Origin of the sequence: Mesorhizobium sp. M0293 (assembly GCF_040321735.1) — a bacterium.
In the GTDB taxonomy this organism is placed as follows: Bacteria; Pseudomonadota; Alphaproteobacteria; order Rhizobiales; family Rhizobiaceae; genus Mesorhizobium.
The window spans coordinates 102,668-128,908 of sequence record NZ_JAMYSA010000002.1 but is presented as its reverse complement, the minus strand read 5'-3'; the positions used below and the strand labels follow the sequence as shown (position 1 = coordinate 128,908).

At 63.4% G+C, this 26,241-nt stretch carries 20 protein-coding genes; 10 read left to right on the top strand and 10 right to left on the bottom strand.

All coding sequences use genetic code 11. The features are described from left to right. Window positions 1–8 precede the first annotated feature (8 nt). Complete coding sequence (locus NKJ06_RS01620; protein ID WP_352808697.1) at window positions 9–299, bottom strand: DUF3175 domain-containing protein; 291 nt, start codon at window positions 297–299, stop codon at window positions 9–11. Window positions 300–580: 281 nt separating this feature from the next. On the opposite strand from NKJ06_RS01620, the gene NKJ06_RS01615 reads away from it, so the two are divergent. The 7 genes from NKJ06_RS01615 (at window position 581) to NKJ06_RS01585 (ending at window position 8,561) form a co-directional block, all read left to right on the top strand. Beyond that, window positions 581–1,810, top strand: coding sequence for an MFS transporter (locus tag NKJ06_RS01615; RefSeq protein WP_352808695.1), 1,230 nt, complete (start codon window positions 581–583; stop codon window positions 1,808–1,810). A 154-nt stretch (window positions 1,811–1,964) separates the two neighbouring features. After that, entirely contained in the window at window positions 1,965–2,993 is a 1,029-nt protein-coding gene (gene gntR / locus NKJ06_RS01610; protein WP_352808693.1) for an HTH-type transcriptional regulator GntR, read from the top strand. Between the two features lie 306 nt (window positions 2,994–3,299). Continuing rightward, entirely contained in the window at window positions 3,300–4,427 is a 1,128-nt protein-coding gene (locus NKJ06_RS01605) for a sugar ABC transporter substrate-binding protein (protein WP_352664669.1), read from the top strand. Window positions 4,428–4,505: 78 nt separating this feature from the next. Continuing rightward, the gene (locus NKJ06_RS01600; RefSeq protein ID WP_352808691.1) at window positions 4,506–6,053 is read left to right on the top strand and encodes a sugar ABC transporter ATP-binding protein; all 1,548 of its coding nucleotides are present in this window, start codon (window positions 4,506–4,508) and stop codon (window positions 6,051–6,053) included. Further along, entirely contained in the window at window positions 6,050–7,030 is a 981-nt protein-coding gene (locus NKJ06_RS01595; protein ID WP_352808688.1) for an ABC transporter permease, read from the top strand. Before NKJ06_RS01600 ends, NKJ06_RS01595 begins: the two co-directional genes overlap by 4 nt. After that, window positions 7,027–8,013 carry an ABC transporter permease gene (locus NKJ06_RS01590; protein ID WP_352808686.1) on the top strand — a complete coding sequence of 329 codons (987 nt, stop codon included), beginning with the start codon at window positions 7,027–7,029 and terminating at the stop codon, window positions 8,011–8,013. The genes NKJ06_RS01595 and NKJ06_RS01590 overlap by 4 nt, the downstream gene beginning before the upstream one ends. Window positions 8,014–8,015: 2 nt before the next feature. After that, window positions 8,016–8,561 (top strand): gluconokinase, encoded by a 546-nt coding sequence (locus NKJ06_RS01585; protein ID WP_352808684.1) that lies wholly within the window; start codon window positions 8,016–8,018, stop codon window positions 8,559–8,561. Between the two features lie 51 nt (window positions 8,562–8,612). Here the strand turns inward: NKJ06_RS01585 and NKJ06_RS01580 are convergent, their stop codons facing one another. Together NKJ06_RS01580 and NKJ06_RS01575 are read right to left on the bottom strand one after the other, a co-directional pair. Further along, on the bottom strand, window positions 8,613–9,062 hold the full coding sequence (locus NKJ06_RS01580; RefSeq protein WP_136622569.1) for an RrF2 family transcriptional regulator: 450 nt from the start codon (window positions 9,060–9,062) through the stop codon (window positions 8,613–8,615). Window positions 9,063–9,317: 255 nt separating this feature from the next. After that, window positions 9,318–10,304, bottom strand: a complete 987-nt coding sequence (locus tag NKJ06_RS01575; RefSeq protein ID WP_352808682.1) for a sulfate ABC transporter substrate-binding protein — start codon at window positions 10,302–10,304, stop codon at window positions 9,318–9,320. Between the two features lie 242 nt (window positions 10,305–10,546). Between NKJ06_RS01575 and NKJ06_RS01570 the strand changes: the two genes are divergently transcribed. Continuing rightward, on the top strand, window positions 10,547–10,819 hold the full coding sequence (locus NKJ06_RS01570; RefSeq protein WP_352808680.1) for an antitoxin: 273 nt from the start codon (window positions 10,547–10,549) through the stop codon (window positions 10,817–10,819). Beyond that, entirely contained in the window at window positions 10,819–11,217 is a 399-nt protein-coding gene (locus NKJ06_RS01565; RefSeq protein ID WP_352635685.1) for a type II toxin-antitoxin system VapC family toxin, read from the top strand. Before NKJ06_RS01570 ends, NKJ06_RS01565 begins: the two co-directional genes overlap by 1 nt. 14 nt (window positions 11,218–11,231) lie before the next feature. On the opposite strand, the gene NKJ06_RS01560 is transcribed toward NKJ06_RS01565, so the two are convergent. The 7 genes from NKJ06_RS01560 to NKJ06_RS01530 form a co-directional block, all read right to left on the bottom strand. Beyond that, a complete protein-coding gene (locus NKJ06_RS01560; protein WP_352635683.1) occupies window positions 11,232–12,272 on the bottom strand; it encodes a sulfate/molybdate ABC transporter ATP-binding protein in 1,041 nt (346 codons plus the stop codon). A gap of 13 nt (window positions 12,273–12,285) precedes the next feature. Further along, window positions 12,286–13,170: a sulfate ABC transporter permease subunit CysW gene (cysW, locus tag NKJ06_RS01555; RefSeq protein WP_352635681.1), complete on the bottom strand. Its 885-nt coding sequence runs from the start codon at window positions 13,168–13,170 to the stop codon at window positions 12,286–12,288. Continuing rightward, complete coding sequence (gene cysT, locus NKJ06_RS01550; protein ID WP_352635679.1) at window positions 13,163–14,014, bottom strand: sulfate ABC transporter permease subunit CysT; 852 nt, start codon at window positions 14,012–14,014, stop codon at window positions 13,163–13,165. The genes cysW and cysT overlap by 8 nt, the downstream gene beginning before the upstream one ends. 22 nt (window positions 14,015–14,036) lie before the next feature. After that, window positions 14,037–15,065, bottom strand: a complete 1,029-nt coding sequence (locus NKJ06_RS01545) for a sulfate ABC transporter substrate-binding protein (protein WP_352635678.1) — start codon at window positions 15,063–15,065, stop codon at window positions 14,037–14,039. A 222-nt stretch (window positions 15,066–15,287) separates the two neighbouring features. Then, window positions 15,288–16,046: a M15 family metallopeptidase gene (locus NKJ06_RS01540; protein ID WP_352635676.1), complete on the bottom strand. Its 759-nt coding sequence runs from the start codon at window positions 16,044–16,046 to the stop codon at window positions 15,288–15,290. A 204-nt stretch (window positions 16,047–16,250) separates the two neighbouring features. Continuing rightward, window positions 16,251–18,341, bottom strand: coding sequence for a penicillin-binding protein 1C (gene pbpC / locus NKJ06_RS01535; protein ID WP_352635674.1), 2,091 nt, complete (start codon window positions 18,339–18,341; stop codon window positions 16,251–16,253). 216 nt (window positions 18,342–18,557) lie between these two features. Then, entirely contained in the window at window positions 18,558–24,038 is a 5,481-nt protein-coding gene (locus tag NKJ06_RS01530; RefSeq protein WP_352635672.1) for an alpha-2-macroglobulin family protein, read from the bottom strand. 272 nt (window positions 24,039–24,310) lie between these two features. On the opposite strand from NKJ06_RS01530, the gene NKJ06_RS01525 reads away from it, so the two are divergent. Then, window positions 24,311–26,239, top strand: a complete 1,929-nt coding sequence (locus NKJ06_RS01525; protein ID WP_352635671.1) for an autotransporter assembly complex protein TamA — start codon at window positions 24,311–24,313, stop codon at window positions 26,237–26,239. The last annotated feature ends 2 nt before the right edge of the window (window positions 26,240–26,241 follow it).

Sequence of the window (26,241 nt, the reverse complement as noted above, 5' to 3'; positions counted from 1 at the left end):
GGTCGCAGCTAATCGTCCTTCTCACGCCCGAAGGCGGCGCGCAGCTCGTCCTTGGCGTCCTCAAGCATTTTTTTGCGCGCGGCAGGCAGGTTCTTGCCGGCGCGATTGATGTAGAAGTTCAGCATCGACATGGCTGACTGGAACGGCTCGGCCTTGCGCCGGTGGCTGTGTTCGGCGGATCGCTTGAGCGAGGCGGCGATCTTCTTGGCGTCGTCGGATTCGAAGACGTGATCCTCGAGATCCAGCGCGTCGCTGTGCTCGGTCACCTCGGCCGACCATTTCTTCTTGGTGGCGGTCATGGCTGGACTCCTTTGCCGGTTTGCTTGTTGGGAAACTCCGCATATTGGCATCGGTTCCGGCATTCGCCCCTAGAGCGGTCCATCGTTTAACGGAAACGTTGAACCGCTCTACCTCTTTGTCTTGACGCAATTCCGGACGGAAAACCGCTTCACACTTTTCCTGGAATTGCTTTAGGGCCTGGAGCCACGGATTTGCCCGCTGTGGCGCTGCTGCGGCCTGAGAATGCGCCGATAGTGGCGCGAACGGCAGCCGATTGTTGAGACCGCCGACAGGAAACGCCTTGACCCGAACCGACTTGAGCCGGCCAAGTCCCGGCATCGACAGCTCCTATGCCTGGATGCGGCTTGCCATCTCGATGCTGCTGGCGACGATCGGCGCCGTCGGCATGTGGGCGGTTGTCGTCGTGCTGCCCGCCGTGCAGGCCGAATTCGGCGTCGACCGTGCCGCGGCTTCAATGCCCTACACCGCGACCATGGTCGGTTTTGCCGCCGGCAACGTGCTGATCGGCCGCGCCATCGACCGTATGGGCTACTGGATCCCGGCGCTGCTCTCTTCGATTGCGCTCTCCGCCGGCCTCCTGCTCGCGGCGCTGTCGACCTCGATCCTGCAATTCACCCTTGCTCAAGGGGTTCTGATCGGCGTCGGCACGTCCGTGATCTTCGGGCCGCTGATTGCCGACATCTCGCACTGGTTCAACCGCCGGCGCGGTGTCGCAGTGACCGCGGCGGCTGCCGGCAACTACCTTGCCGGAGCGATCTGGCCGACCATCATGCCGACACTGATGAAGGCGGAAGGCTGGCGCTTCACCTATGCGGCAATCGGCATCTTCTGCCTGGTCACCATGGTGCCGCTGGTGCTGATGCTGCGGCGCGGTGCCCCGGCCGCAGCCGCTGCCGGCTCGCCGGGAAGCCGGCCGGTGCAGCCGATCTCGCTGTCGCCGGCGGCGTTGCAGGTGCTGCTGGTCGTCGCCGGGCTCGGCTGCTGCGTGGCGATGTCGATGCCGCAGGTGCATATCGTCGCCTATTGCATGGATCTCGGCTACGGCGTGGCGCATGGCGCCGACATGCTGTCGATCATGATGGCCGGCGGCGTCGTCAGCCGGTTGGCGTCGGGCTTTCTCGCCGACCGTATCGGCGCTGTGTGGACACTGATGATCGGCTCGATGCTGCAGTGCCTGTCGTTGCTGTTCTACATCCCGTTCGACGGACTTGCCTCGCTCTATGTGGTGTCGCTGGTATTCGGCCTGTCGCAAGGCGGCATCGTGCCTTGCTACGCCATCATCGTGCGCGACTACATGCCCGCCAAAGAGGCCGGCCAGCGCATCGGCATCGTCATGATGGCGACCATCTTCGGCATGGCGATCGGTGGCTGGATGTCGGGCTGGATCTACGACTTGACCGGTTCCTATGCGGCTGCGTTCCTCAACGGCATCGCCTGGAATTTGCTGAACATACTGGCGATCGGACTGTTGTTCTGGAAGGCACGGCGCAGCACTGCGGTGATGGCCTGAAGGTTGGCAGGATTGTTGCCGTTGCTTGACAAGGACAACAGGCTGCGCGACGCCAGGAAGGCGATTGGGTGCGGCAACGCGGGGCCGGTAGGATGGCGACAGCAAAAACGATCGTATCGCGACCTACGGGGTGCATTCCCGAGCGAGCGCGTCCGTGATCAAGCCGCGCTCGCGCCGTGGCGGCGGCCGCCCGACCATATCAGATGTGGCGCGCAAGGCCGGGGTCGGCGCCATCACCGTGTCGCGCGCCTTGCGCGAGCCGGAGCGCGTCTCCGAAGAGCTGCGCCGCCAGATCCAGACCGCCGTCGACGAACTCGGCTATGTGCCGGACCCGAATGCGCGGGCGCTGGCCTCGGCGCGCGCCGAAGTGTTCGGCGTGCTGGTGCCGTCGCTCACCAACAACGTCTTTGCCGAGGTGGTGCGCGGCATCTATGACAGCCTGTCGGCCAGCCCGTTCCGCATCCAGCTCGGCAACACCCATTATTCCGGCCTCGAGGAAGAGCGGCTGCTGCAGCTGTTCGGTTCGCAGCGGCCGGCAGCGCTGATCGTCGCCGGCATCGACCAGACGCCGGCCTCGCGAAAGCTGCTGGAGAATGCCGGCTGCCCGGTGGTGCAGGTCATGGAGACTGGACCTGATCCGGTCGACATGATGGTCGGCTTCTCACATCTCGACGGCGGCAGGACGGCGACCGAACATCTGATCGAGGCGGGCTATCGCCGCATCGGCTTCATCGGCGCGCGCATGGACCCGCGCTCGCAGCGGCGCCTTGCCGGCTATCGCGCGGCGATGGAGGCTGCCGGCCTGTTCGACCCGCGCCTTGTCACCACCACGCCGGTTCCGTCCAGCGTATCGCTCGGCCGCGAGATGTTCCGCGACGCGCTGGCCAAGGTGCCGACACTCGACGGTGTCTTCTGCAACAATGACGACATCGCGCTCGGCGTGTTGTTCGAGTGTCATCGCGCCTCGATCGCGGTGCCGAAGACGATCGGCATCGTCGGTTTCAACGACCTCGACATGATGCAAGTGGCGTTTCCGTCGATCACCAGCATCCGCACCCATCGCTATGAGATCGGCCGGCGTGCGGTCGCCATGGCGCTGGCGGCGATCACCGGCAACAGGCCGGAGCAACGGATTGTCGATCTCGGTTTCGAGCTCAAGCGCCGCGAAAGCACCGCCCGTTGAAACGCACAGAGGCGACTGTGCGAATGCCGGTTTACACGCCAATTTGGTAGCGCTACCATATTTGCTGAACGGGTGGACGAGCAACAGGTCGCGACTGTTTATTATATATAAGCGACAACTAAAACTTGTTTATTATGGATAATATGATAATTTTCGCCCGCCTGGCGGTGACAAGGGGGAGGAACCAGGTCGGCCGTCACGGGCAACTAAACCGCGTATGCCAAGGCAAGGAGGTGCCAGGCCCATCGCGTCAAAAAACTTCGCACAGCGAAACCACAATCAGAACTGCAACTGGGAGGAATATCGATGATCAAGTCACTTGTTGGTGGCATCGTTGCCGCCACTGCATTCGTCATGTTGAGCTCGTCGGCAATTGCCGCGGGCCCTGAAGTCGTCAAGGGTCCGGCGGCGGAGCCGGATTGCTTCGCACCCTGGGCTGCGGATACGCAGTTTTTCAAGTTTCCCAAGAAGGACGGCCCATACCGCATCGCGCTCGCCAACGGCTATATCGCCAATACCTGGCGTATCCAGATGGTGCAGACCGCAAAGGCCTATGCGGCACAAAAGGACGTTGCCGCGAAGCTGAAGGAATTCAAGGTCGTCTCGACTGGTGAAGATGTTCCGGCGCAGATTTCGGCGATCAACAACTTCATCGATTCCGGCTATGACGCGATCGTCGTCAACGCGCAGAACCCGACAGCCTTCGGGCCGGTGATCAAGCGTGCCAAGGAGGCCGGCGTCGTGCTGGTTGCCTTTGACAACATTCTCGACACCAAGGACGCCATCAACGTCAACGTCGACCAGAAAGGCCTTGGCGAACTATGGGGCAAATGGTTGGTCACGCATGTGCCGAACGGCGGCAAGGTGCTTGAGGTGCGTGGCGTTGCTGGAACGTCGGTCGACACCGACCGGCACAATGGCATCCATGAGGCTCTCGACGCTTCCGGCAAGAAATGGGCCGTCACCGAGGTTGTCGGCAAGTGGGATGACGGCGTTGCGCAAAAGGCCTCGGCCGACGCGATTGCCACCAACGGTCCCTTCGACGGCGTGACCGGACAAGGTGGCGACACCGGCATCGTGCAGGCGATGATCGATGCCAAGCATCCCTTCGTGCCGTTCGGCGGCGAGACCGAGAACGGCTTTCGCAAATTCTGCGCTGCCCATGCAGGCGACGGGTTGAAATGTTCGTCAGCCGGTACTGGCCCAGCGCAGGTTGCGGTCGCCATCAAGACGGCGATCTCGGCACTTGAAGGCAATGTCGTCCCGCAATCGGTCAAGCTGCCGCTGGCGATCGTCGAAGATCCGAACTTCAAGGCAGGCGAGGATTTCTTCCCAGACCAGTCCGACAATTTCTTCGTCGGCAATTCCTTCCCGACCTGCGGCATCAATTTCACGGCGCAGGAAATCATGGGTCAGACCAAGGCTGACCAATAGGCTGCACAACGGCGCCGTGGGACCCCGCGGCGCCGACCACTCGATAGGTCTGATCGTTAAACTGCCTGGGGAGGGCCGATGGACGGTGCGGTTCCGCTCTTCCGGATGGAAGGCATATCCAAGCGCTATGGGGGCGTGCGGGCGCTGGAGAAGGCCGAGCTTTTGGTCACGCCAGGCAGCATCCACGCCATCCTTGGCGAAAATGGCGCCGGCAAATCGACGCTGATCAAGGTCATGGCAGGCGTCGTCGCGGCCGACGAAGGCCGGATGATGCTGGATGGCCGCGAGGTAACTTTCGCCTCTCCGGCTGCCGCCAACAAGGCGGGCATCGTCTGCATCTTCCAGGAGCTGTCGCTGGTTCCCGAACTCAGCGTCGCCGACAACATCGTCATTTCCGATCCACCCAAACGCTTCGGCATGATCGACCGCAAGGCGCAACGCCGCATCGCCGAGGAGGCGCTGGCGCGCGCGGGCGCGGCTGACATCCACCCTTTGGCCCTGGTCAAGGACCTGCCGCTGTCGCGCCGGCAGATGGTCGAGATCGCCAAGGCGCTGGCCAGGAAGCCGCGCATCCTGATCCTCGACGAGGCGACTTCGGCACTGACCGCCACCGACGTCGCCAAGATCTTCAGCGTGCTCAAGCGATTGCGCTCGGAAGGGCTGGCGCTGCTTTATATCTCGCACCGCATGAACGAGATCGCCGAGCTTGCCGACCACTGCACGGTGTTTCGCAACGGCCGCAATGTCGCCAGCTATAAGGCAGGCACAAAGAGCGACAACGAAGTCGTCGAACTGATGATCGGGCGCGAATACAGCCACATCTTTCCGCCCAAGCCGGCGGCCGTACCAGCCACCGCCGCCCCCAGGCTCGAAGCCCGTAAGCTTTCCTGGGCCGACCGGCTGCACGACATCTCGCTGACGGTCGGGGCAGGTGAGGTGGTCGGGCTCGGTGGCCTCGATGGCCAGGGCCAGCGCGAATTGCTGCTCGCCTTCTTCGGCGTGCTGCGCGGCCTGTCCGGCCAGATCCTGATCGACGGCAAGCCTGTGTCGATCACCAGTCCATCCGTCGCGCGCGACGACGGCATCGGCATGGCGCTCATTCCCGAGGACCGCAAGACCGAAGGCCTGATGCTGCCGATGACGGTGCGCGAGAACCTGTCCTTCGCCGCGCTCGACCGGCTGTCGAAAACCGGCATCATCGACCGCGCCGCCGAGCAGCGGCTGATCGACGACATGGTCGGCCTTTTGGCGATCAAGACGGCAGGCCTCGACATTCCGGTCGGCGCACTGTCGGGCGGCAACCAGCAGAAGGTGGTCATCGCCAAATGGCTGATGCGGCAACCGCGCATCATCCTGCTCAACGATCCGACGCGCGGCATCGATGTCGGCACCAAGCAGGAGCTCTATCAGCTAATGCGCAAGCTCGCCGATGCGGGTGCGGCGATCCTGTTCTATTCGACAGACTATGACGAACTGATCGGCTGCTGCGACCGCGTGCTGGTGCTCTATGACGGGGCGGTCAAGCGCGAGCTGGTCGGCGCGGAGATCACCGAGCGGGCGCTGATATCAAGTGCGCTCAACATCCATGGCGAGGAGAGCCCGGTGGGCCTGGGAGCAGACGCGTGAGAGATTGGCGCTACTGGCTGGCCGAGCAGCGCGGAACGCTGCTGGCGTTCGGCATTTTCATCGTCATGTTCGTCATCTACACCTCGAACCATCCGGCCGGCTTCACCGCCAACGTCGTGCAGACAGCCTCGAACAAAGGCGTGCTGCTCGCCTTTGTGGCGATGGCCCAGACGCTGGTGGTGATCACCGCCGGCATCGACCTCTCCATCGGCATGATCTTCCTGCTCACCAATTGCCTCGCCTCCTGGCTGGTGGTGGGCACGCCGATGCAGACGACGCTGGGCGTCATCGCCGTGCTGGCGGTGGGCCTTTTATGCGGCGCCATCAACGGCGCCATCGTCATCTATGGGCGGCTGCAGCCGATCGTTGCCACGATTGCCACAGGGGCCGTCTATTACGGCATCGGCCTATTGCTGCGGCCATTTCCGGGCGGTTCGGTCAATGAGGATCTGGCTGACGCGCTGACCGGCCGCGTGTTTGGGGTGGTCCCGGCGAGCCTCGTCGCGCTGTTGGCAATCGTGCTGGTGATCTGGGTGCCGTTCAGCCGCTCGGTACTAGGCCGCGCTGCTTACGCGGCCGGGTCGTCGGAAACGGCGGCCTACATGTCCGGCGTGCCGATAAGGCGCGGCAAGTTCGCCGCCTACACGCTGGCCGGGCTGCTGGCTGCGATCGGCGGCCTGTTCCTGACCTTCTTCACCTATACGGGCGAGGCGGCCTATGCCAGCGGCAACGCCTACACGCTGTTTTCGATCGCCGCCGTGGTGCTCGGCGGCGTCTCGCTGTTCGGCGGCAAGGGCAGCGCCATCGGCGCGATCTTCGGTGCGCTGGCCTTCCGCACCATTGGCGACCTTTTGTTCGTCTTCGATTTCGATCCGCTCTGGCAGCCGCTGTTCCAGGGCGTTATCCTGCTGGTCGCCGTCAGCCTCGGCGCCTTCGCCCTGTTTCGGGTCCGCAACCGGCTGGAGTGGTTCCTGTGAGCGAAACGACGCTTGGCGGCATTGCCGGCCGCATGCCCAGATTCATCCGCCGCGCCGATCCGGCGGTGCTGACGGCCTTTGCCTGCATCGTGCTGTTGCTGTTCCTCGGCAGCCTCTATTCCAGAAGCTTCCTGTCGCCTGAATATCTCTTGCAGCAGCTCAAAGTGGCTTCGTTCCTCGGCGTCATCGCCACCGGTATGATGCTGGTCATCCTGCTTGGCCAGATCGACCTGTCGGTGCCTTGGGCGGTGGCAGCGGGCGCGATGATGGCCTGTGCGGCGGCGGCCTATGGTCCGGTCGGCGTGGCGCTGGCCATTCCGTGCGGCATCGTCTGCGGCATGCTGATCGGCGTCGTCAACGGCATCGGCGTCGCCTATCTGCGCATCCCCTCGATGATCATCACGCTGGCCACCAACGCCGTCGCGCAGGGGCTGATGGTCGTCTACACCGGCGGCTTCTCACCACAGGATTCGGCGACGGGCGCGATGCGCTACCTGGCGACAGGTTTCACCATTCCGGGCGTGCCCAACGCGGTCATCATCTGGGCGCTGATCGGGGCTGCGATGGTCTTCGTGCTGACCCGCACCAGCTTCGGCCGCACCGTTTACGGCATCGGCAACCGCGAGCGCGCGGCCTATCTCTCTGGGATCGACACACGGCGCGTCGTGATGATCGCCTTCGCCGTCTCCGGCGGTCTTTCGGCCTTCGGTGGCGTGCTTTTGGCCGGCTATGCCTCCAAGGCGGCGCAGTCGATGGGTGATGCCTATCTGTTGCCGTCGATCGCCGCCGTGGTGCTTGGCGGTACTTCGATCCTGGGCGGGCGCGGCTCTTATCTCGGCACCGTCGCCGGCGTCATCCTGATCACGCTGCTGCAATCCATCCTGTCGGTCATGCAGATGCCGGAAGCGGGGCGGCAGATCATCTACGGCGTCGTCATCGTCGCCATGCTGCTTGTCTACGGCCGCGCGCCGGCAAGCCGCTGACAGTGGACGAAAAGGCAGCACAGGCGCCGACGGGCGCTCCCGGCTCAGTGCCGGTCATCGTGGTGATGGGCGTCGCCGGCTGCGGCAAGTCGGCCGTCGGCACGGCGCTGGCGGCCGAATTGGGCGTAATCTTCATCGAGGGCGACAGGCTGCACCCGCCGGAAAATGTCGCGCGCATGGCAAGCGGCGAGCCGCTCACCGATCAATTGCGGGAAGGCTGGCTCGACGCGATCGGCGAGCGCATCGCTGAGTCCGTGGACAACGGACAGGGCGTGGTTGCCGCCTGCTCGGCGCTGAAGCGCAGATATCGCGCGCGCTTGAGCGGTTTCTGCCCGCGGATAGTCTTCCTCTATCTGGAGATCGACCCTGCCACGGCGATGCAGCGTGTCGGCAACCGCAAGGGCCATTTCATGCCGGCGAGCCTTGTCGACAGCCAGTTCGCCATCCTCGAGCCGCCAGCAGCGAACGAGCGGGCATTGACGCTCGATGCGACGCGCCCGGTCAGCGAACTCGTCGCTGCCGCCGTCCACTGGATACGCCGGTCATGAGCCTTTGCACCTGCGATCTGCTCAAGCAAACGCGGTGCATTTGGTATTGATTTAAATCTGCGACGTCAATTCGACCGGGAAATCATCATTGTCGGCATCGCGCATGGCGGCGAGGCTGCGGTTATCAAGCACTTCGGCGATCGCCTGCCGCACTTCCAGCATCATGTGCCGGACCTGGCAGGTCGCCTCATCGCAGTCGTCACAGCGCTGATACTGCGTGCGGCTGGCGCAGGGAATCGGCGCCAGCGGCCCGTCAAGCACGCGCACGACATGGCCGATCTTGATTTCGGATGCGGGCCGGGCGAGGCGATAGCCGCCTTCCTTGCCCTTGCGGCTCTGGACGAAGCCTGCATTGCGCAACTCGCCCAGGATGGCATCGAGGAATTTCTTCGGGATGTTGTTGGCCACCGCGATGTCGTTGACGAAGGCCAGTTGGCCCACCGGCAGGCCGGACAGATGCACGAGGGCCTTGAGGCCGTATTTGCCTTTTTTTGTCAGCATGCCCAGATCAACCCATTGAAGCCCCAACCACTCGCATCTGGCGACTGTTTGTGTGCAAATAATGACGTTTTCGCTGTGCGATGATATTTCGCGAAAACGAGCCGCCGAATGGCACGTTAGGCACAAACACGTTGATTCTTTGTAACGTTTTGCACTGACGACGCCGATATTCCGCTGAAAACCGGGTTGCCGGCGCATAAACGAAAAAAGCCGGCAAAGCGCCGGCTCCCTCGCTTACCCCGGATGTTGCTGCCGTCAGCGGCTACCATAGGTCTGGTCGAGCAGGCCGCCGGCGGCGAAATGCTCCTTCTGCACCTTGTCCCAGCCGCCAAAGACACCTTCGACGGTCAGCAGGCGGACATCGGGAAACTGGGCTTTGTATTTGGCCTCCACTGCTGCATCGCGGACCCGGGTGCCGTTCTGGGCGAGGATGTCCTGGCCCTCCGGCGTGTAGAGGAAGTCGAGATAGGTCTTTGCCAGCTCGCGCGTGCCATGCTCGTCGGCGACCTTGTCGACGATCGCGACCGGGAATTCGGCGAGCAGACTGACCGAGGGTGTGACCTGCTCGAATTTGTCGTCGCCATACTCTTTGCGGATGCCGCGCGTCTCGGACTCGAAGGTGATCAGCACGTCGCCGATCTCGCGCTGCACGAAGGTGGTAGTCGCGGCGCGGCCGCCGGTGTCGAAGATCGGCACGTTGTTGAACAGCTTGGTAATGAACTCCTTCACCTTGGCATCGTCGCCCTTGAAAGCTTCCTTGGCATAGGCGGTAGCCGCCAGATAGGTATAGCGCGCATTGCCGGAGGTTTTCGGGTTGGGGAAGATCACCTGCACGTCGTCGCGCACGAGATCGTTCCAGTCCTTGATGTGCTTGGGGTTGCCGGCGCGTACCAGGAAGGACGGCAGCGAATAGAAGGGCGAGGCGTTGTCGGGGAAATCCTTCTGCCAGTCGGCCGAGACGAGGCCCTTCTTGACCAGAAAATCTATGTCGGTGACCTGGTTGAAGGTAACGACATCGGCGCCAAGGCCCTCGGCGATGGCGCGCGCCTGTGCCGAAGTGCCGGCATGCGACTGGTCGACGGTGACGCCCGGATGTTGCGCGATGAAGGCTTTGTTGACCTGCACGAACAATTCGCGGCCGACATCATAGGACGCGTTGAGCAGTTTGTCGGCCGACCAGGCCTGGGAGGATGCGAGGAACAGGCCGGCGACGGTGGCGACGCCAAGGAAAAATCGCTTCATGAAACAGGCTCCGATGCAATGCGTTATGCTGGGCGTTATGCTGGGACCATAGCCGTGGCGCATCATGCGCGACGAGGCACGCACTGTAGCTTCATGGCCTTGCTGCGAGAAAAGATATCGCTGAAATGGTCAGTTATTGGAATTCTGTTCCAACGGATGGCTGTCGTCGTCGTAGTTTTTCTGTGCCTTGTACCGCAGCGTCGTATGGCATATACAAATGGCATATACAAGGAGTCGCGACCATGCCCCAGAAACGGCATTCAACGACACCGCCGAAGGAGGCGAAGCTGTTTCGCAACAATCGCAGCCAGGCGGTGCGCATTCCCGTCGAGTTCGAACTTCCAGGTGATAAGGTCCTGATCAGTCGCGAAGGCGACCGCCTTGTCATCGAGCCGGTTCGCAAACCCGGCCTCACCGCGCTGCTCGCTCAATGGGCGAAAGAGCCGCCGCTCGGTCCTGAGGACGACTTCCCCGAGATCGACGACGCGCCGATCAAATCCGAGGAAATTTTCTGATGCGGTTCATGCTGGACACGAACATCATCAGCGACATGATCCGAAACCCCGCTGGCAAGGCCGCAAGTGCAATGGCGCGCGCGGGAGATGCCGCCGTGTGCACCAGCATCGTAGTCGCCGCGGAATTGCGATATGGCTGCGCCAGGAAAGGGTCGGCCAAGCTGCTGAGGAAAATCGAGGAACTGCTGGCCGAGATCCCAGTCCTGCCGCTCGATGTACCGGTAGATGCCGAATATGGCGCCCTTCGCGCCGAGATGGAAAGCGCTGGCCAGACCATTGGCCACAATGACCTTTTTATTGCTGCCCACGCTTGCGCGCTGGGCACTACGCTGGTGACCGCCAATACGGGAGAGTTCAACCGGATCAAAGACTTGAAGGTCGAGAACTGGCTGGAATAGCGCTCGACAGAGTATCAAGCCGCCGGAAACAGCTTCCAGCGTCCGGGACGGAACGCCACCCGGCTTTTCTGTGCCGCCGGGTGATCGACCGGCAATTCGATTTCGACCCGCTGGCGCTCGCCGCCAATCTCGAGTTCCACCCGGCGCGTGCCGGCGACACGCCGGCTGGCGGCGACCGTGCCGGCGATGCAGCCGCTGCAGCCGTCCAGCAATTCGACATCGTGCGGGCGGAAGTAAAGCATCGCATCGCCCGAGGGCTCGTTGGGCGCGGCAAGCCCGATCGGACGGTCGGCAAGCCAGATCTCGCCATTCTCGACCTTGACGGGAAGCGAACTCGATTCACCGATGAAGCCGTAGACGAAGGGCGAGTTCGGCGTGTCGTAGATGTCGTCGGCGGTGCCGACCTGCTCGATGCGGCCTTGGCTCATCACCACAACGCGGTCGGCAAGTTCCAGCGCCTCTTCCTGGTCGTGGGTGACGAAGACGGTTGTGTGGCCGGTGGCGTCATGGATTTCGCGCAGCCAGCGGCGCAACTCCCGGCGCACCTGCGCGTCGAGCGCGCCGAACGGCTCGTCGAGCAGCAGCACCTTGGGCTCGATCGCCATGGCGCGCGCCAGCGCCACGCGCTGCCGCTGGCCGCCGGAGAGCTGTGCCGGATAGCGCTTCTCCAGCCCCGAAAGCTGGACGAGATCGAGCAGCTCGGAGGCGCGGCGGCGGATCTCCTGCGCCGGAGGGCGCGACGGCCCGTGCCGGACCTTCAGGCCGAAGCCGATATTGTCGGCCACCGTCATGTGCCGGAACAGCGCATAGTGCTGGAAGACGAAGCCGACATTGCGGTCCTGGATCGACTTTTGCGAGGCGTCCTCGTCGCCGAAGAAGATATTTCCCCGCGTCGGCAGCTCCAGTCCCGCGATCAGCCTGAGCAGCGTCGTCTTGCCGGATCCGGACGGGCCCAGCAACGCGATCAGCTCGCCCGACTTGATGTCGAGCGACACGTCGTGAAGGGCCGGAAACCGGTCAAATTCCTTGCGCACGTTGGCAACGCGAACTTCCATGCAAACCCCTCTATCAGTGTCCGCGCGTCGCGGCGATCTCGGCGCCGTAGCGCATCTCGAGCAGTGTTTTCAAGACCAGCGTGACGAGCGCCAGGCCCGCAAGCAATGAAGCGACGGCAAAAGCGCCGACGGCGTTGTACTCGTTATAGAGGATTTCGACATGCAACGGCATGGTGTTGGTCAGGCCGCGTATATGGCCCGACACCACGGAGACCGCGCCGAACTCACCCATGGCACGCGCATTGCACAGGAGCACGCCGTAGAGCAGCCCCCATTTGACGTTGGGCAAGGTCACGTACCAGAAGGTCTGCCAGCCATTCGCGCCGAGCGAAAGGGCTGCTTCCTCGTCGCCATTGCCCTGTTCCTGCATCAGCGGGATCAGCTCGCGGGCGACGAAGGGGAAGGTGACAAAGACGGTGGCCAGCACGATGCCCGGCACGGCAAACAGAATGACGATGCCATGCGCGTTCAGCCAGGTGCCGAGCAGACCCTGGGCGCCGAACAAAAGCACATAGACCAGGCCCGAAATGACGGGCGAGACCGAGAAGGGCAGATCGATCAGCGTGGTCAGGAAGGCCTTGCCCTTGAACTCGAACTTGGCGATCGCCCAGGCGGCGGAGATGCCGAAGACGATGTTGAGCGGCACCGAGATCGCCGCCACCAGCAGGGTCAGCCGGATCGCCGAGCGCGTGTCGGCGTCACTCAGCGATTGCGTATAGGCACTGACGCCTTTTGCCAGCGCCTCGTGGAAGAGGACGATCAGCGGCAGGAGCAGAAAGATGCCAAGGAAAGCGAAGACGATGGCCATCAGGATGGCTTGCGCCGGCCGGCTCTCGGTCACCGCCGCCGAGCGGCTCTCATGATAGGGTTCGTAGGATTTGATCTCGGGATCAGCCATAGCGCTTGCGACTCCATGACTGTGCGAGATTGACGATCAAAAGCATCAAGAACGACAAAAACAGCATGACCGCCGCGATCGCGGTCGCTGCCGGATAATTGTATTCCTCCAGCCGGATGACGATCAGAAGCGGCGCGATCTCGGACTTGTAAGGCAAATTGCCGGCGATGAAGATGACCGAGCCGTATTCGCCGACGCCGCGCGCGAAGGCCAGCGAAAAGCCGGTGATGATGGCCGGCGCCAAGCCCGGAAACAGGATGCGGGTGATGATCTGGAAGCGGCTGGCGCCAAGCGTGGCGGCGGCTTCCTCCACCTCCTTGTCGATCTCCTCCATGATCGGCTGCACGGTGCGCACGACAAAGGGCAGGCCGATGAAGATCAGCGCGATGACGATGCCGAGCGGCGTATAGGCGACCTTGATGCCAAGCGGCATCAGCAATTTGCCGATCCAGCCGTTCGGCGCATAGAGCGTGGTCAGCGCGATGCCGGCCACCGCCGTCGGCAGCGCGAAGGGCAGGTCGACCATGGCATCGACGATGCGGCGGCCGGGAAAGCGGTAGCGCACCAGCACCCAGGCGACGAGCGTGCCGAAGACGACGTTGACGCCAGCCGCGATGAAGGCGGTGCCGAAGCTGATTTCAAGCGCGTTGATGGTGCGACGGTCGGTGGCGATCGCCCAGAACTCGGGCCAGCCAAGGGCGGCCGAGCGCCAGATCAGCCCGGACAGCGGGATGAGGATGATGAGGGTGAGGTAGGCAAGCGAGAAGCCGAGCGTCAATCCGAAACCCGGAATGACACTCGGCTGTCTGAACCGCCACCCCGCCTGCGCGGGTGCTATGGTCATATCGTCCTGATCTAGATTTAGCTCACTGGGCCGGCTTGTAGATCTGGTCGAATATACCACCATCGCCGAAATGATAAGGCTGTGCCTTCTTCCAACCGCCAAAAAGCGGATCGTCGATGGAGATCAGCTTGATTTCAGGTGTCTTGGGCAGATCCGCCGGAGCCACAAGTTCGGGCTTGGCCGGACGATAGTGGTTCTTGGCGATGATCGTCTGCGCTTCCTTGGAATAGAGCCAGCCCAGATAGGCTTCGGCGACCTTGCGCGTGCCCTTGGCGTCGACATTGGCGTCGACAATCGCCACCGGCGGCTCGGCCAGGATCGATGTCGGCGGGTAGACGATGTCGAAATTGTCGGCGCCGAATTCGTCGAGTGCCAGATAGGCATCGTTTTCCCAGCCGATCAGCACATCGCCGATGCCCTTTTGCGCGAAGGTCACGGTCGAGCCGCGAGCGCCGGTGTCGAGCACCGGGGCATTGGCGTAGAGCTTGCCGACGAATTCCTTGTTCTTGGCCTCGTCGCCGCCATCATTGGCGTTGGCGTAAGCCCAGGCGGCGAGGTAGTTCCAGCGTGCACCGCCGGAGGTCTTGGGATTGGGCGTGATCACCTGGACGCCGTCCTTGACGAGGTCGCTCCAGTCGTGGATGCCCTTGGGATTGCCCTTGCGGACAAGGAAGATGATGGTCGAGGTGTAAGGTGCTGAATTGTTTTCAAATTTCTTGCGCCAGTCGGGATTTATCTTCTTCGACTTCGAGACGATCGCATTGATGTCGCCTTCGAGTGCCAGCGTTACCACATCGGCATCGAGGCCGTCGATCACGGCGCGGGCCTGGGCGCCAGATCCGCCATGCGACTGCTGGACGGTGACCGTCTCGCCGGTCTCGGCCTTCCAATGGGCGACGAAAGCTTCGTCATAGGCCCGGTAGAGCTCCCGTGTCGGATCGTACGACACGTTGAGGATGGTGGTATCGGCAAACGCGAAACCGAGCGTGCCGAACTGGACAGATGTGGCGACCAGTGCGCCGAGCAGTTTCCTGAAATGAGGTTTGGTCATTTCTGCCTCCGTTGAACCCACGTCAAATCTACCGAATTGATAGAAATTAGATGCAATCAATGTTGCCTTTTTTGCCCCCTTGGAGAAAATATTAGACGATCTTTCGTCGTATGGAGAAATATTTTCCTCCTGCGTCTCCGGGACGAATCCATGCCGGCCACCCCAGCCTATTTAGAAATGAGCAGTGCCGAGGCAAGGCCGTGTGGAATTTAGTCCGGCGCCTCAATCGGCGGTGACGGGAAAGTCGAAACGCTCCTTGGCAAACGGTTCGTTCGCCAGCGTGAAGTGCCACCATTCGCGTGCATAGTTCTTGAAACCGCCGGTGCGCATGGCCTCGACAAGCATCTTGCGGTTTGCCGCCGCTTCACCGGCGAGGCCGCGGTGGGCGGTTTCGCTCTTCGGGTCGAAGCAGTCGAAGCCAGTGCCGAAATCGAGCGTGTCGGCATCAACGGTGCCGCAGGTCGGGTTTAGGCTGGACTTGAGGTCCGTTCGGGCGAGGGCGACATCGACGGTCGAGCCACGTGAATGGGTCGATAGTTCACCGACATAGCCCTTGGCGATGAGGTCGCCGCGCCTGACCTTCGGATACCATTGCGGATCGGGTGGCCCGCCTTGTCTCGTCCATTCGCCCATGTCGGCGACGGCTCGGGCAGGGCGGTAGCAGTCGAACACGACCAGCGTCAGGCTTTTGGCGACGATCGCCTTCTGGACGGCGGCAAGGGCTTCCGCCGCTTGTCTGGTGAGAATGCAGACCGGCGCTTCATAGCCATCGGCCTTGCGATGCAGGAAGTTTTCGACGCCGGCATAGCGGATGTCCTGGCGGATCGAGGGGGCGACATCGGCGAGCCGGACAAAGCCGGCGGGCAGGGCGTCGGCGAAAGCGGGTAGAGGGATTGCGGCGACAAGGATTGTTGCTGCCAGTGCTGAGGCTAACAACGGTCGAGGATTGCGCGAGGCACCCCCCTCTGCCCTGCCGGGCATCTCCCCCGCATGGGGGAGATCGGCAGGTTTGCCGTTGCGTATTGTCTTTGACAGTTGGCGAAAGCGGAAAGGAAATCCGATCTCCCTCCTTGCGGGGGAGATGGCCGGCAGGCCAGAGGGGGGTGCCTCGGAACAGGCATGGGTGAATATCCTGCTATCTGCCGAGCGCCCGGAAAGCCAATTCGATGAATCGCTTGGCTCGGTCTATTCGACGAACACCTTCACACTCGCCGCACGCCCCGCGGCGTCGATTACCGTCAGCGTCGAATAGCCGGCGCCGTCAGGTTGCCAGGTCGCGGTGCGGCGACGGTCGATGCCGGTGAGCGGCTTGCCGTTGGCCAGCCAGCGGAACGGCGCGCGCCCGCCTTGCAGCTTCAGCACCAACGGCGAGGCATCGACCGAGTTGGTGCCGAGATCGACGCGGGCGCCGTCGGGCGGGAAGATGATGGTCGGTGCGGGTTCGGTCACTGTCGCCTGCACCAGGCCGTCCGACCCGGCTCCGAAGCGGGCGAGGGTCACCGGCAGGTCTTCGCGCCTGGGGTTGAACAGACCGGGCGGCTTGCCCGGCAATGGGACGGTGGCCAAGCCCGAGCGCACAAAACCCTCGAAGAGGATGGGAGCGGCCGAGACATAGCCGGACAGGCCGGGCACCGCGCCGGCGTCGGGGCGGCCGACCCAGACACCCAGGACATAGCGGCCGTCGAAGCCGACCGACCACGCGTCGCGGTAGCCGTAGGAGGTGCCGGTCTTGTAGGCGATGCCGCGCTGCAGGGCACCCTCGGGCGGCTTGACGCCCGACAGGATGTCGATGATCTGCCAGTTGGCCTGACCGTCGAGGATGGTGGCGGTGGTGCGCTCTGCATTGGCAGGCTCGGTGCCGTCATGCAGCGTGTGCGTCTTGCCGCCATTGGCGAGCCCTGTGTAGAGCTGGACGAGATCGCGCAAAGTGATCCCAACGCCGCCAAGCCCGATGGCCAGGCCCGGCGCCTCGTTGACCGGCAGCACGGGGCTTACACCGGCCTGACGGAAGCGCGCCATCAGCCGCGTCGGACCGACAGCGTCGAGCACGCGGATCGCCGGCACGTTGAGCGACAGTTGCAGCGCTTGCCGGATGCTGACGTCGCCCTGGTAGCCCATATCGAAATTCTTCGGCCGATAGCCGGAGAAATCGACGGGGCTGTCGTCGATCAGCGTCTCCTGCGCCACCAGGCCCTGTTCGAAGGCAAGACCGTAGATGAACGGCTTCAGCGTCGAGCCGGGCGAGCGGACGATCTTGGTCATGTCGATCCAGCCGGAGCGGCTGGCGTCGAAGAAATTGGCCGAGCCGACTTCGCCGAGGATGTCGCCGGTGCGGGAGTCGGCCAGGACCATGGCGACGGAGAGTCGGGGTCTAAGCTTGGTGGCCGCGTCCCGCGCCACCTGTTCCAGCCCTTCCTGGACGCTCTTGCGGATCGTCAGCTGCAAGGGTTGGCCGGGCACGGCCTTGGGCAACATCGCATAGGCGGCGTGCGGGGCGAGCGCCGGCAAGGTGCGGCGCAGGCCCGCCACGTCGTCGAGGGCGGCACGTGCGGCCTCGCGTTCGCCGAGCAGGCCGGAGGAAACCATGCGGGTCAGCACCCGGTCGCGTGCGGCGTGGGCAATCTTCAGGTTGCGATCGGGCCGCCGCTTTTCCGGCAGCTGCGGTAGAGCGACGAGCAGGGCGGCCTCGGAAACGGTGAGCCGCTTCGGTTCCTTGCCGAAATAGGCCAGCGAGGCGGCGCGCACGCCTTCCAGGTTGCCGCCATAAGGCGCCAGCGTCAGGTAGCGTTCGAGGATCTCGCGTTTCGACAGCCGCCGCTCGATCTGGATGGCGCGCAGCATCTGCTTGATCTTGGAGCCGAGGCTGCGGCTCTCGCGCGGCTCGATCAGCCGTGCAAGCTGCATCGACAGGGTCGAGCCGCCGGAGACGATGTGGCCGCTGGTGGCAAACTGGCCGGCGGCACGGGCCAGAGCCAGCACGTCGACACCCTCATGATCCCAGAAACGCTTGTCCTCATAGGTGACAAGCATGTCGACGAATTGCTTGTCGACCTGGTCGAGCCGGGTTTCGAGCCGCCAGTAGCCGTCCGGCGTGGCGAAGGCGCGCAACAGCTGGCCATCGCGATCCTGGACTTCGGTGGAGACAGTGAGTTCGGCAGGCAGCGGTGGCGGGAAGGCGCGGTCGAGTTCCCGGAGGGAGGCTGCGGAGAGAACGAGAATGCCAATGCAGGAAGCTGCGGCAATGACGGCGCGGCGAAGGTGTTTTCTTGAAAGCATGGCGCCGCCCCTCATTGCCCTGCCGGGCATTTCTCCCCGTATAGAGACGGGGAGAAAGAGGCCTGCATTGAGGATTTCGCCAATTTCCAAAGTTGCAGAACAGGTGCCGACGATCGCGACAGTGCCCTTCTCCCCGTCACTATACGGGGAGAAGGTGCCGGCAGGCGGATGAGGGGCAGCGCCATCGTCCTGTTCATGATCGTCACCATCGGCGCCTTACGGCGCCTTGATCTCCATCATGCCGGTAGCGGTGCGGGCCGAGTATTGCGGCCTGTACATGTCCTCCACCGTTGCCGCCGGGTGCGCATAAGTACCAGGCGTCACCGCACGCACGACATAGGCGAGGGTCAAATTGTGGTCGTGGTCGCCGTCGGCCGGGTTGAACGCCGCGACGAAACGGTCGTCGCGGAATTCGAGATGGGCCGCATCGGTCTGCGCCAGCCAGGAGAAGTTCGTCAACTGGGCGCTGGAAACCAGGCCCGGATTGTCGATCTCGAAGCCGGCCGGCAACAGGTCGGTGATCAGCAGCCGCGACGGCCATTTGTTCTGCTCGTTGACCTTGAGCACGACGACATAGCGTTCGTTCTGCGTCGCCTCGGTGACGTTGGCTTCGGTGCCATCGAGCTTGTAGTAAGTGCGATCGATGGTGAAGCCGTCGCCGCCGGCTGGCAGGGGCTGGATCGGCGACGCCACGGTGGTGACGACGGTCTGCAGCGGGGTTTTGCCGGTGTTGGCGATGGTCAGCGGGCTGTCTATCAGGTCACTGCCGTCGACCTGGTTGGAATAGCCGCCGGAGTGCGCGGCGCCATTGACGGTCAGCGTGATCGTATCGTTGCCTTCCTTCAGCGCGCGGGCAGCCAGCAGCATCCAGGATTCGTCCTGGGTGCTGGTCCAGCGGGCTTCGGCGCGTTCCCTGGTTACCAGCTTGATTAGCTCCGGCACGATCGTCGGCACCGGCTTCGATTCCGCCGCCAGCGCCAGCATCGCCGCGCCGTCACGCAGCCGCGAGCCGTAGTCGGAGCGGTAGTAGTCGTAGTCGGTGGTCGACTTGGCGAGTTGCAGGGCTGTCTTGAACGTCGCTTCGGCGCGCGGCGTGTCGCCGTAGAGCGCCAGGCTCGCCGCCAATTGGGCAACGGCCATCGGGCTTGAGAACGCTTCGAGCTGGGTGTCCGCGTAGTAGCGCAGATCGCCGATCGAGGCCTTCTTGTTGCGGGCCAGCACGTAGAGGGCGTAGGCAATCTCGCTGCCACGGTCCTGTACGCTCTGGTCGTAGCCGATCGAGTTCTGCAGATTGCTCAGCGCCTGGTTCATGGCCAGGCTCGGCACGTCGTATTTCTGCTCGCGCGCCCTGGTCAGGAAGTCGCTGACATAGGCATCGAGCCACAGATCGCCGGAGCCCGGACCCCACAGGCCGAAGCTGCCGGCCGAGGCCTGGTAGCTCAGAACCTTGTAGATGGCGTCCTGGATGCGGCCATGGATGTCGGGGTCGCTGGCCATGCCGATGCCGGCCGCCAACTCATTGACGTAGAGAAGCGGCATGGCGCGGCTGGTGGTCTGCTCGGCGCAGCCATAGGGGTAGCGGTCGAGCGTCATCAACAGCGACGGCACGTCGAAGGCGGCGGCCTGGGAAACGCCGACGCTGACGGAAGCGCCGTCAAGCAGGCTTGCTGCCAGCAGTTCCTTGTCGACGCGCAGCGCGCCGCCATTGCCCTTGAGGTCGACCACCAGCCGGGTGGTGACCGGCAATTGCGCCGGACGCACCGGCACATAGAGCGTCTGCTCGACCTTGGTGCCGTCGGCATGGGCGAGCTTGATGGTGAGCGAGGCATTGCCAGCCGTCTGCGCGATCAGCGGCACGGTCAGCGTCTGGCGCTTGCCCTGGGCGAGCGTCAGCTTCTGGGGCAGGGGCTTGTCGCCCGTTGACAGGTCGCCCGTGGTTTCGATCGACAGCGCATAGTCGCCGGTAGGGCCGTCGGTGTCGGCGACATCGAGGCGCATGACGGCGGCGTCACCAGGCGCCAGGAAGCGCGGCAAGCCGGCGGTGATGACTATGGGATCGCGCACGATGACGTCGGACTGGGCATGGCCGACCGCGTCCTTGGTCCAGGCGACGGCCATGACGCGCACGGTGCCGTTGAACTGTGGAATGTCGAAGTCGATCCGCGCCTTGCCGTCGGCATCGAACTCGACGGGACCGGAGAAGAAGGCGACCAGCTTTTCGGTCGGCGGGCTGCCTTGCGCCTGCATGTTGGCGCCGTCGCCGCCGGTCCTGAGCTTGCCGGTGTTGCCAAGCGAGCCGTCGATCAGGCGACCGTAGATGTCGCGGATTTCCATGCCCAGCATACGCTGGCCGAAGAACCAGTTCTCCGGATCGGGTGCCTTGTAATTGGTCAGGTTGAGGATGCCGACATCGACGGCGGCAACCATGACATAGGCATTGCTGCCCGGCTGCACGCCGGCGACCGAAACCGGGATCGACAGCTGCTGGCGCGGCATGGTCTTGTCCGGCGGCGTCAAGGTGATGGCGAGCTTCTTCGAGCCCGGATCGACCTTCAGCCATTTCACGCCGATGGCGCGCGCCGGCATGCGCGTTTCCTGCGCCTCGCCCGGCCGGAACAGGGTTGCTGTGACATAGGCGCCGGCGCCCCAGTCGTCGCCGACCGGGATATCGACGGTGCTGCCGCCGGCCGGCACCGACGCCGTGACGGTCTTCAACAGCTTGTCGGAGCCGATGTTGATCAAGAGTTCGCCGGCAAAATGCGGCGAGACTTTCAGCTTGGCCACTTCGCCGGCGGCATAGGTGTCCTTGTCGAGGGCGATCTCGAGGCCGTCAGGCGTTTCGGTGGTGGTCGAGGAGACATACCAGCCTGCGTCGAATTCGTAGCTGGTCGCCGGTCCCTCGGGATCCGATGTCTCGACCTCGAGCCGGTACTGGCCCCAATCGACCGGGACGGAGACGGTTGCGTCGCCGTCGGCGTTGAGGTCGACTTGGCCGTTGGCGATCGACTTGGTGAAGCTGACCGGCTCGTAGTTCCAGGAATTGTTGGAGCGGTACCACTGGTAATTGCGTTCGACCTTGACCAGCGTCCATAGCGCGCCTTTCAGCGCCTCGCGCTTGCCGTCGGGATCGACAGCGATCAGGCTGAACTTAGCGGTGCCGCCCTGCGGCACTTCATTGTCGGCGAAGTCCGGGCGGATGCCGATCATATGGCCTTGCGGGCGGATGCCGATGTTGAGTGAACGCTCGATGGCGCGGCCACCGGTTTCGCGCATCCTGACCGTCACCTTGGCGTCGACCAGCTTGGTGGTAGAGGGCAGCTGCTCGACGGAGACCGGGAAGGTCACCTTGCCGTCATCGCCAACCACCGGCAGATCGGCGAGGGGGGTAACAGTGGGTTCTGCGGACTGCTCGTCTGCGAGGCCGAAGGAAAAGCCCTGGAAACGGTCCCAGTCGCGCGAGGTCGACAGCGTCAGCTCGCCTTCCAGCGCCAGGCCCGCTGCCGGCGCGCCGTAGAGAAAGCGGCCGTCAATGTTGATGTTGGCGGTTTCGCCCTGTGCGATCTCCTGCTTGTCGGCCTTCATGTCGAATTCGATGCGATCCGGCACGAAATCCTCGACCAGGAACATCTGGCTGGCTACGGCCGCCTGCTTGGGATCGGTGTAGATCGACACCGACCAAGTGCCGCGCATGGCGTTGGGTTCGAGCGGCAGGTCGACGGCATGGCCGCCGGCAGACGCGCCGTCGCTGACGATGCGGCGGTCCTCGACGCCGTCGGGGCGCGAGAAGATGAAGGTCAGCGGCAGGTTTTCGACCGCCTTGGCGGCGCCGTCGCGGGCAAGGGCCGCGACATGAACATCCTCGCCGGCCCGGTAGATACCGCGCTCGGTCCAGGCATAGACATCGAGCGCGCCTGGCGCTGCGCGTCCGGTAACGCCGCGGTCGGACAGGTCGAAGCCGGCTCGACCCATGTCGAGGAAGACGAAATCATTGTCGCCCTGCTTGGCCATCAGCACGGCCGGCACCATGCCGCCGTCGCCGCGCGTCAGGCCGGGGTTGAAGACGGCATGACCATCGGCATCCGATGTCGCGGTGCCGAGAACCTCATTGTTCCTGGCCACCAGCGTCAGTTCGGCGCCCGAGATCGGCTTGGCGCTGCCCAGCGACCGGGCAAAGACATTGAGCCCATCCTGGCCGGTATAGGTCGACAGGCCGATATCGGAGACGACGAACCATTGCGTGGCCATGGAATTGTAGTCGTCGCTGTTGTCGTTGACGGCCTGGGCGGTCAGCACATAGACGCCCGGCTTGCGCTGCGGCAGCGCCTCGTCGACCGGGAAGGATGTGGTGACCTCCTTGTTGAGATCAGTGGCGATGTCGAGCTGGCCTTGCCAGACCGGCGCGCCCATCTGCTCGGAAATGTTGGAAATGTCATAGCCGTCGAGCTGGTGCAGGAACTGGTAGCCCGACAGAAGCTGGGCCAGCGAGCGGTCGCCGATGCGGTAGAGCTTCATTTCGGCGGCGTTCATGTTGACGGTGACGACCGGAATGCCACGGCGCGCGCCGGCCGGAAGCACGAAGCTGTCGCCGGTGAAGCGGGCGGACGGTGCGCGGTCCTGAACATAGATCGACAGCACCACGGGGGCCGCGGTCACTTCGCCGATGGCCGCTGGCAGGCCGGCGCGGAAGGTGACGTCGTAATGCTGGCCGTGCTCCAGCCCTTCGACGCAGATCTGCTTGTCCTTGGCCTCGACGCCCTTGGGCGGCGCATTGTCGACGGTGACGAACTGCGCGTAATCGACGCCGGTCTTGACCAGATCCTCGGAGAATTGCGCGCATATACGCGGCGCGCTGGTGTCGGCATCGACCGTGTGGTCGATGACGCGGAAACCCTTGCGCGCCTTGAGATCGGCATAGTCGGCCTGGACGGCGGGCGAAGGGTTCAGGGCAAGGCTGGCTTCATAAGCCTGCAGCGCCGGCCGGTAGAGGTCGCGCTTGTCAAGGCCGTTGCCGAGCAGCGCCAGCACTTCGGCGCGCGTCTTGGCGGTGCGCAGCAGCTTGTAGGCATTGAATGCGGCGGAGGTGCCGTTTGCCGGCAAAGTGGAGGCATCGGAGGTGTTGGCGGCAGGCTGCACGGCCAGTGTTTCACGCGCCAGGTTGAGCCAGAGCTGGCCGTCATCGGGCATGACAGACACGGCGCCTTCGTATCTCAGCATGGCGGAGCGGTGGTCGCCGGTAAGCACCGATTGCTCGGCGGCATTCGTCAGCGCGGTCAGCCCTTCGGTCGGCTTGATGTAGGCCGGACCCAACAACTTGTTGCGGTATTGCTGGGCCTGATCGGCCATCCAGTTGGGGAAGAAGGCGAGTTCAGGCGGCGCGCCGATATCGGGATCGCCATCGATGTTGACGACCTTGCCGCCGATCGCGCCGTTGAACGGCTTCAGTTGATTGTAGTCGGATTTGAGAAAGCACCATTTGGCTTTGTTGTTGTAGGTGAAGGCGCGGCAGGCCGGATCGCCCAGACATGTCGTCTTGCACTGGTCGAGCGTCACATTCTGGTCGGATCTGAGATCGAAGCCGAAATAATCGGAATTGTCCGTCGTCGCAATTCGCCGGGCCTCAGTCGCTTGCGCGATACCGCTCCAGGCAAAAAACAGAAGAATCAGGATCGACAGACCACGAGCCGCGCGCATTGCCATAACACCCCTCCAGACACAGCTGACGTCCAGGCATGATCAAGCTTCAGTCAGGCTTGTCAACACAAGGACGCGGCAGGGTTCCGCCTGCCAACGGTTTCCTTTCCGGCCGATGGCCGGTAGTACCTCCATAGGACAGGGGATCACGCTTTCTTGCGGCAACGCAAAAGGTGTGAATTCCAAGCCCGTCCTATTTCAGACAATTGGATTGTGGCCCCTTTACGAGCGCTTCAGAACTTCATTCCAATTTTAGTTTTATAACCTAGGTTGTCTTAATGCCGGCGCATGAAGAGCAGATGTCAGGAGGTGGCGCGCCAGGGCGTGTGCTTCCGCGCGCCCTGCTTTTGGCCATGATCTGCTCGAGCGCGCTGGTCGCCGAATCGCGGCCAGTGGCCGCTTTCGAGCTTTTCGGCATCAAGCTGTGGGGATCGTCCAGCGACGAGGATGCCGACATCGTCGATCCCCTGCGCTATGCGGTCACCATCAACGCCCCCGACGCCGACAAGGATCTGGTCAAGAAGCTCGAAAACGCCTCGACGCTGAAAAGTGACGAGGAACGTCCGGTTTCCGGTTCGCTCGGGCTGATGGCCAAGGCGCGCAGCGATCGCGAACAGCTGGTCGCCGCGCTCTATGCCGATGCACGCTACGAAGGCGTCGTCACCGTCACCATCGACGGCAAGTCGCTCGACGATCTGCCGCCGGACGCCGAATTCAAGGGCCCACAGCCGGTCCCGGTGGTCATCGACATTGCCAGCGGGCCGAAATTCACCTTGGGCAATATCAGGCTGCAAGGCGACGCGGCGGGGCTGATGAGCGCCGATTATGGCTTGATATCAGGCGGCGATGCCGGGTCCGGCGCCGTTCTCAAGGCCGAGGCACTGATCGTGCGGACGCTGAAAGAGCAGGGAAGGCCGCTGGCCAAGGTGACGGACCGGCAAATCGTCGCCGACCATGCGACTTCGACGCTGGACGTGACGCTGACGGTCGCCGCTGGGCCGGTGGCCGGCTACGGCCCGACCACGGTGGAAGGCACCGAGAAGGTCGACCGCGACTTCACCGAATACATGACGGGCCTCAAGCGCGGCCGGCAATACTCGCCGCAAGAGATCGACGATGCGCGCGACCGGCTGCTGGCGCTAGAGGTCTTCAACAGCGTAACGTTCAAGGAAGCCGACACGCTCGATGCCGACGGCAACATTCCGATCGGCGTCCAGGTCAGCGAGCGAAAGCCGCGTTATTTCGGCGTCGGCGGCACCTTTTCCAACACCGAGGGGTTGGGCCTGGAAGGCTATTGGGGCCACCGCAACCTGTTCGGCCGGGCCGAGAAGCTGCGCATCGACGGCGCCATCAGCGGCATCGGCAGCAATGACCTCGGCGAACTCAACTACAATGCCGGCATTATGTTCGAAAAGCCGGGCGTGATCGGGCCGGCATCGAAGTTCTTCGCCAGCGTCAAGACCGTGCTCGAACATCCGGACGCCTATGACCATTTCTCGATCAAGGGCAGCACTGGCCTGTCCTACGAGTTGACCAAGAAGCAGACGGTTTCCGCGGAAGTCGCACTCGACTATTCCCGCATCCACGACGCATTCGGCAAGCACAAGTACCTGATCGCCAGCATTCCGCTGCAATATGTCTATGACAACCGGGACAACCGGCTGAACCCGACCAGCGGCTTCCGTGTGCTGGCCTATGCGGAGCCCAGCTACGACATTTTGAGCGGCGCGGCCTTCCTCAAGCTGAAGGGCGAGGGATCGGCCTATCAGTCGCTGGATTCGGCCTCGAAGTTCGTGCTGGCCGAACGTGTCGCCATTGGTTCGATCGTCGGCACCAGCCTTGAAAATGTGCCGGCCGACCGACGCTTCTATTCCGGCGGTGGCGGTTCGGTGCGCGGCTATGCCTATCAGGGCATTGGCCCCAAGGATTTCACCGGCCAGCCGATCGGCGGTCTGTCGCTCTTCGAGACCTCGGTCGAAATGCGCATCGCCGTCACCGACACGATCGGCATCGTGCCGTTCGTCGATGCCGGCACCGTGTCGACCAAATCGTTTCCCGATTTCTCCGACGTCAAGGTCGGCGCCGGCGTTGGCCTGCGCTATGTCACCCCATTCGGGCCGCTGCGCATCGACGCCGCCGTGCCGCTCAACCGCGATCCGGGCGACCCGCATTTCGGCATCTATGCCGGCATCGGACAGGCGTTTTGACG

Excerpts from the sequence above, each read along its gene's own strand:
- NKJ06_RS01560 (WP_352635683.1), bottom strand. The coding sequence starts at position 12,272 with ATGGAAGTTCGCGTTGCCAACGTGCGCAAGGAATTTGACCGGTTTCCG.
- cysW (WP_352635681.1), bottom strand. The coding sequence starts at position 13,170 with ATGGCTGATCCCGAGATCAAATCCTACGAACCCTATCATGAGAGCCGC.
- NKJ06_RS01545 (WP_352635678.1), bottom strand. The coding sequence starts at position 15,065 with ATGACCAAACCTCATTTCAGGAAACTGCTCGGCGCACTGGTCGCCACA.
- NKJ06_RS01620 (WP_352808697.1), bottom strand. The coding sequence starts at position 299 with ATGACCGCCACCAAGAAGAAATGGTCGGCCGAGGTGACCGAGCACAGC.
- cysT (WP_352635679.1), bottom strand. The coding sequence starts at position 14,014 with ATGACCATAGCACCCGCGCAGGCGGGGTGGCGGTTCAGACAGCCGAGT.
- NKJ06_RS01530 (WP_352635672.1), bottom strand. The coding sequence starts at position 24,038 with ATGGCAATGCGCGCGGCTCGTGGTCTGTCGATCCTGATTCTTCTGTTT.
- NKJ06_RS01570 (WP_352808680.1), top strand. The coding sequence starts at position 10,547 with ATGCCCCAGAAACGGCATTCAACGACACCGCCGAAGGAGGCGAAGCTG.
- NKJ06_RS01565 (WP_352635685.1), top strand. The coding sequence starts at position 10,819 with ATGCGGTTCATGCTGGACACGAACATCATCAGCGACATGATCCGAAAC.
- NKJ06_RS01580 (WP_136622569.1), bottom strand. The coding sequence starts at position 9,062 with ATGCTGACAAAAAAAGGCAAATACGGCCTCAAGGCCCTCGTGCATCTG.
- NKJ06_RS01540 (WP_352635676.1), bottom strand. The coding sequence starts at position 16,046 with ATGCCCGGCAGGGCAGAGGGGGGTGCCTCGCGCAATCCTCGACCGTTG.
- NKJ06_RS01605 (WP_352664669.1), top strand. The coding sequence starts at position 3,300 with ATGATCAAGTCACTTGTTGGTGGCATCGTTGCCGCCACTGCATTCGTC.
- NKJ06_RS01525 (WP_352635671.1), top strand. The coding sequence starts at position 24,311 with ATGCCGGCGCATGAAGAGCAGATGTCAGGAGGTGGCGCGCCAGGGCGT.
- NKJ06_RS01575 (WP_352808682.1), bottom strand. The coding sequence starts at position 10,304 with ATGAAGCGATTTTTCCTTGGCGTCGCCACCGTCGCCGGCCTGTTCCTC.
- NKJ06_RS01600 (WP_352808691.1), top strand. The coding sequence starts at position 4,506 with ATGGACGGTGCGGTTCCGCTCTTCCGGATGGAAGGCATATCCAAGCGC.
- pbpC (WP_352635674.1), bottom strand. The coding sequence starts at position 18,341 with ATGCTTTCAAGAAAACACCTTCGCCGCGCCGTCATTGCCGCAGCTTCC.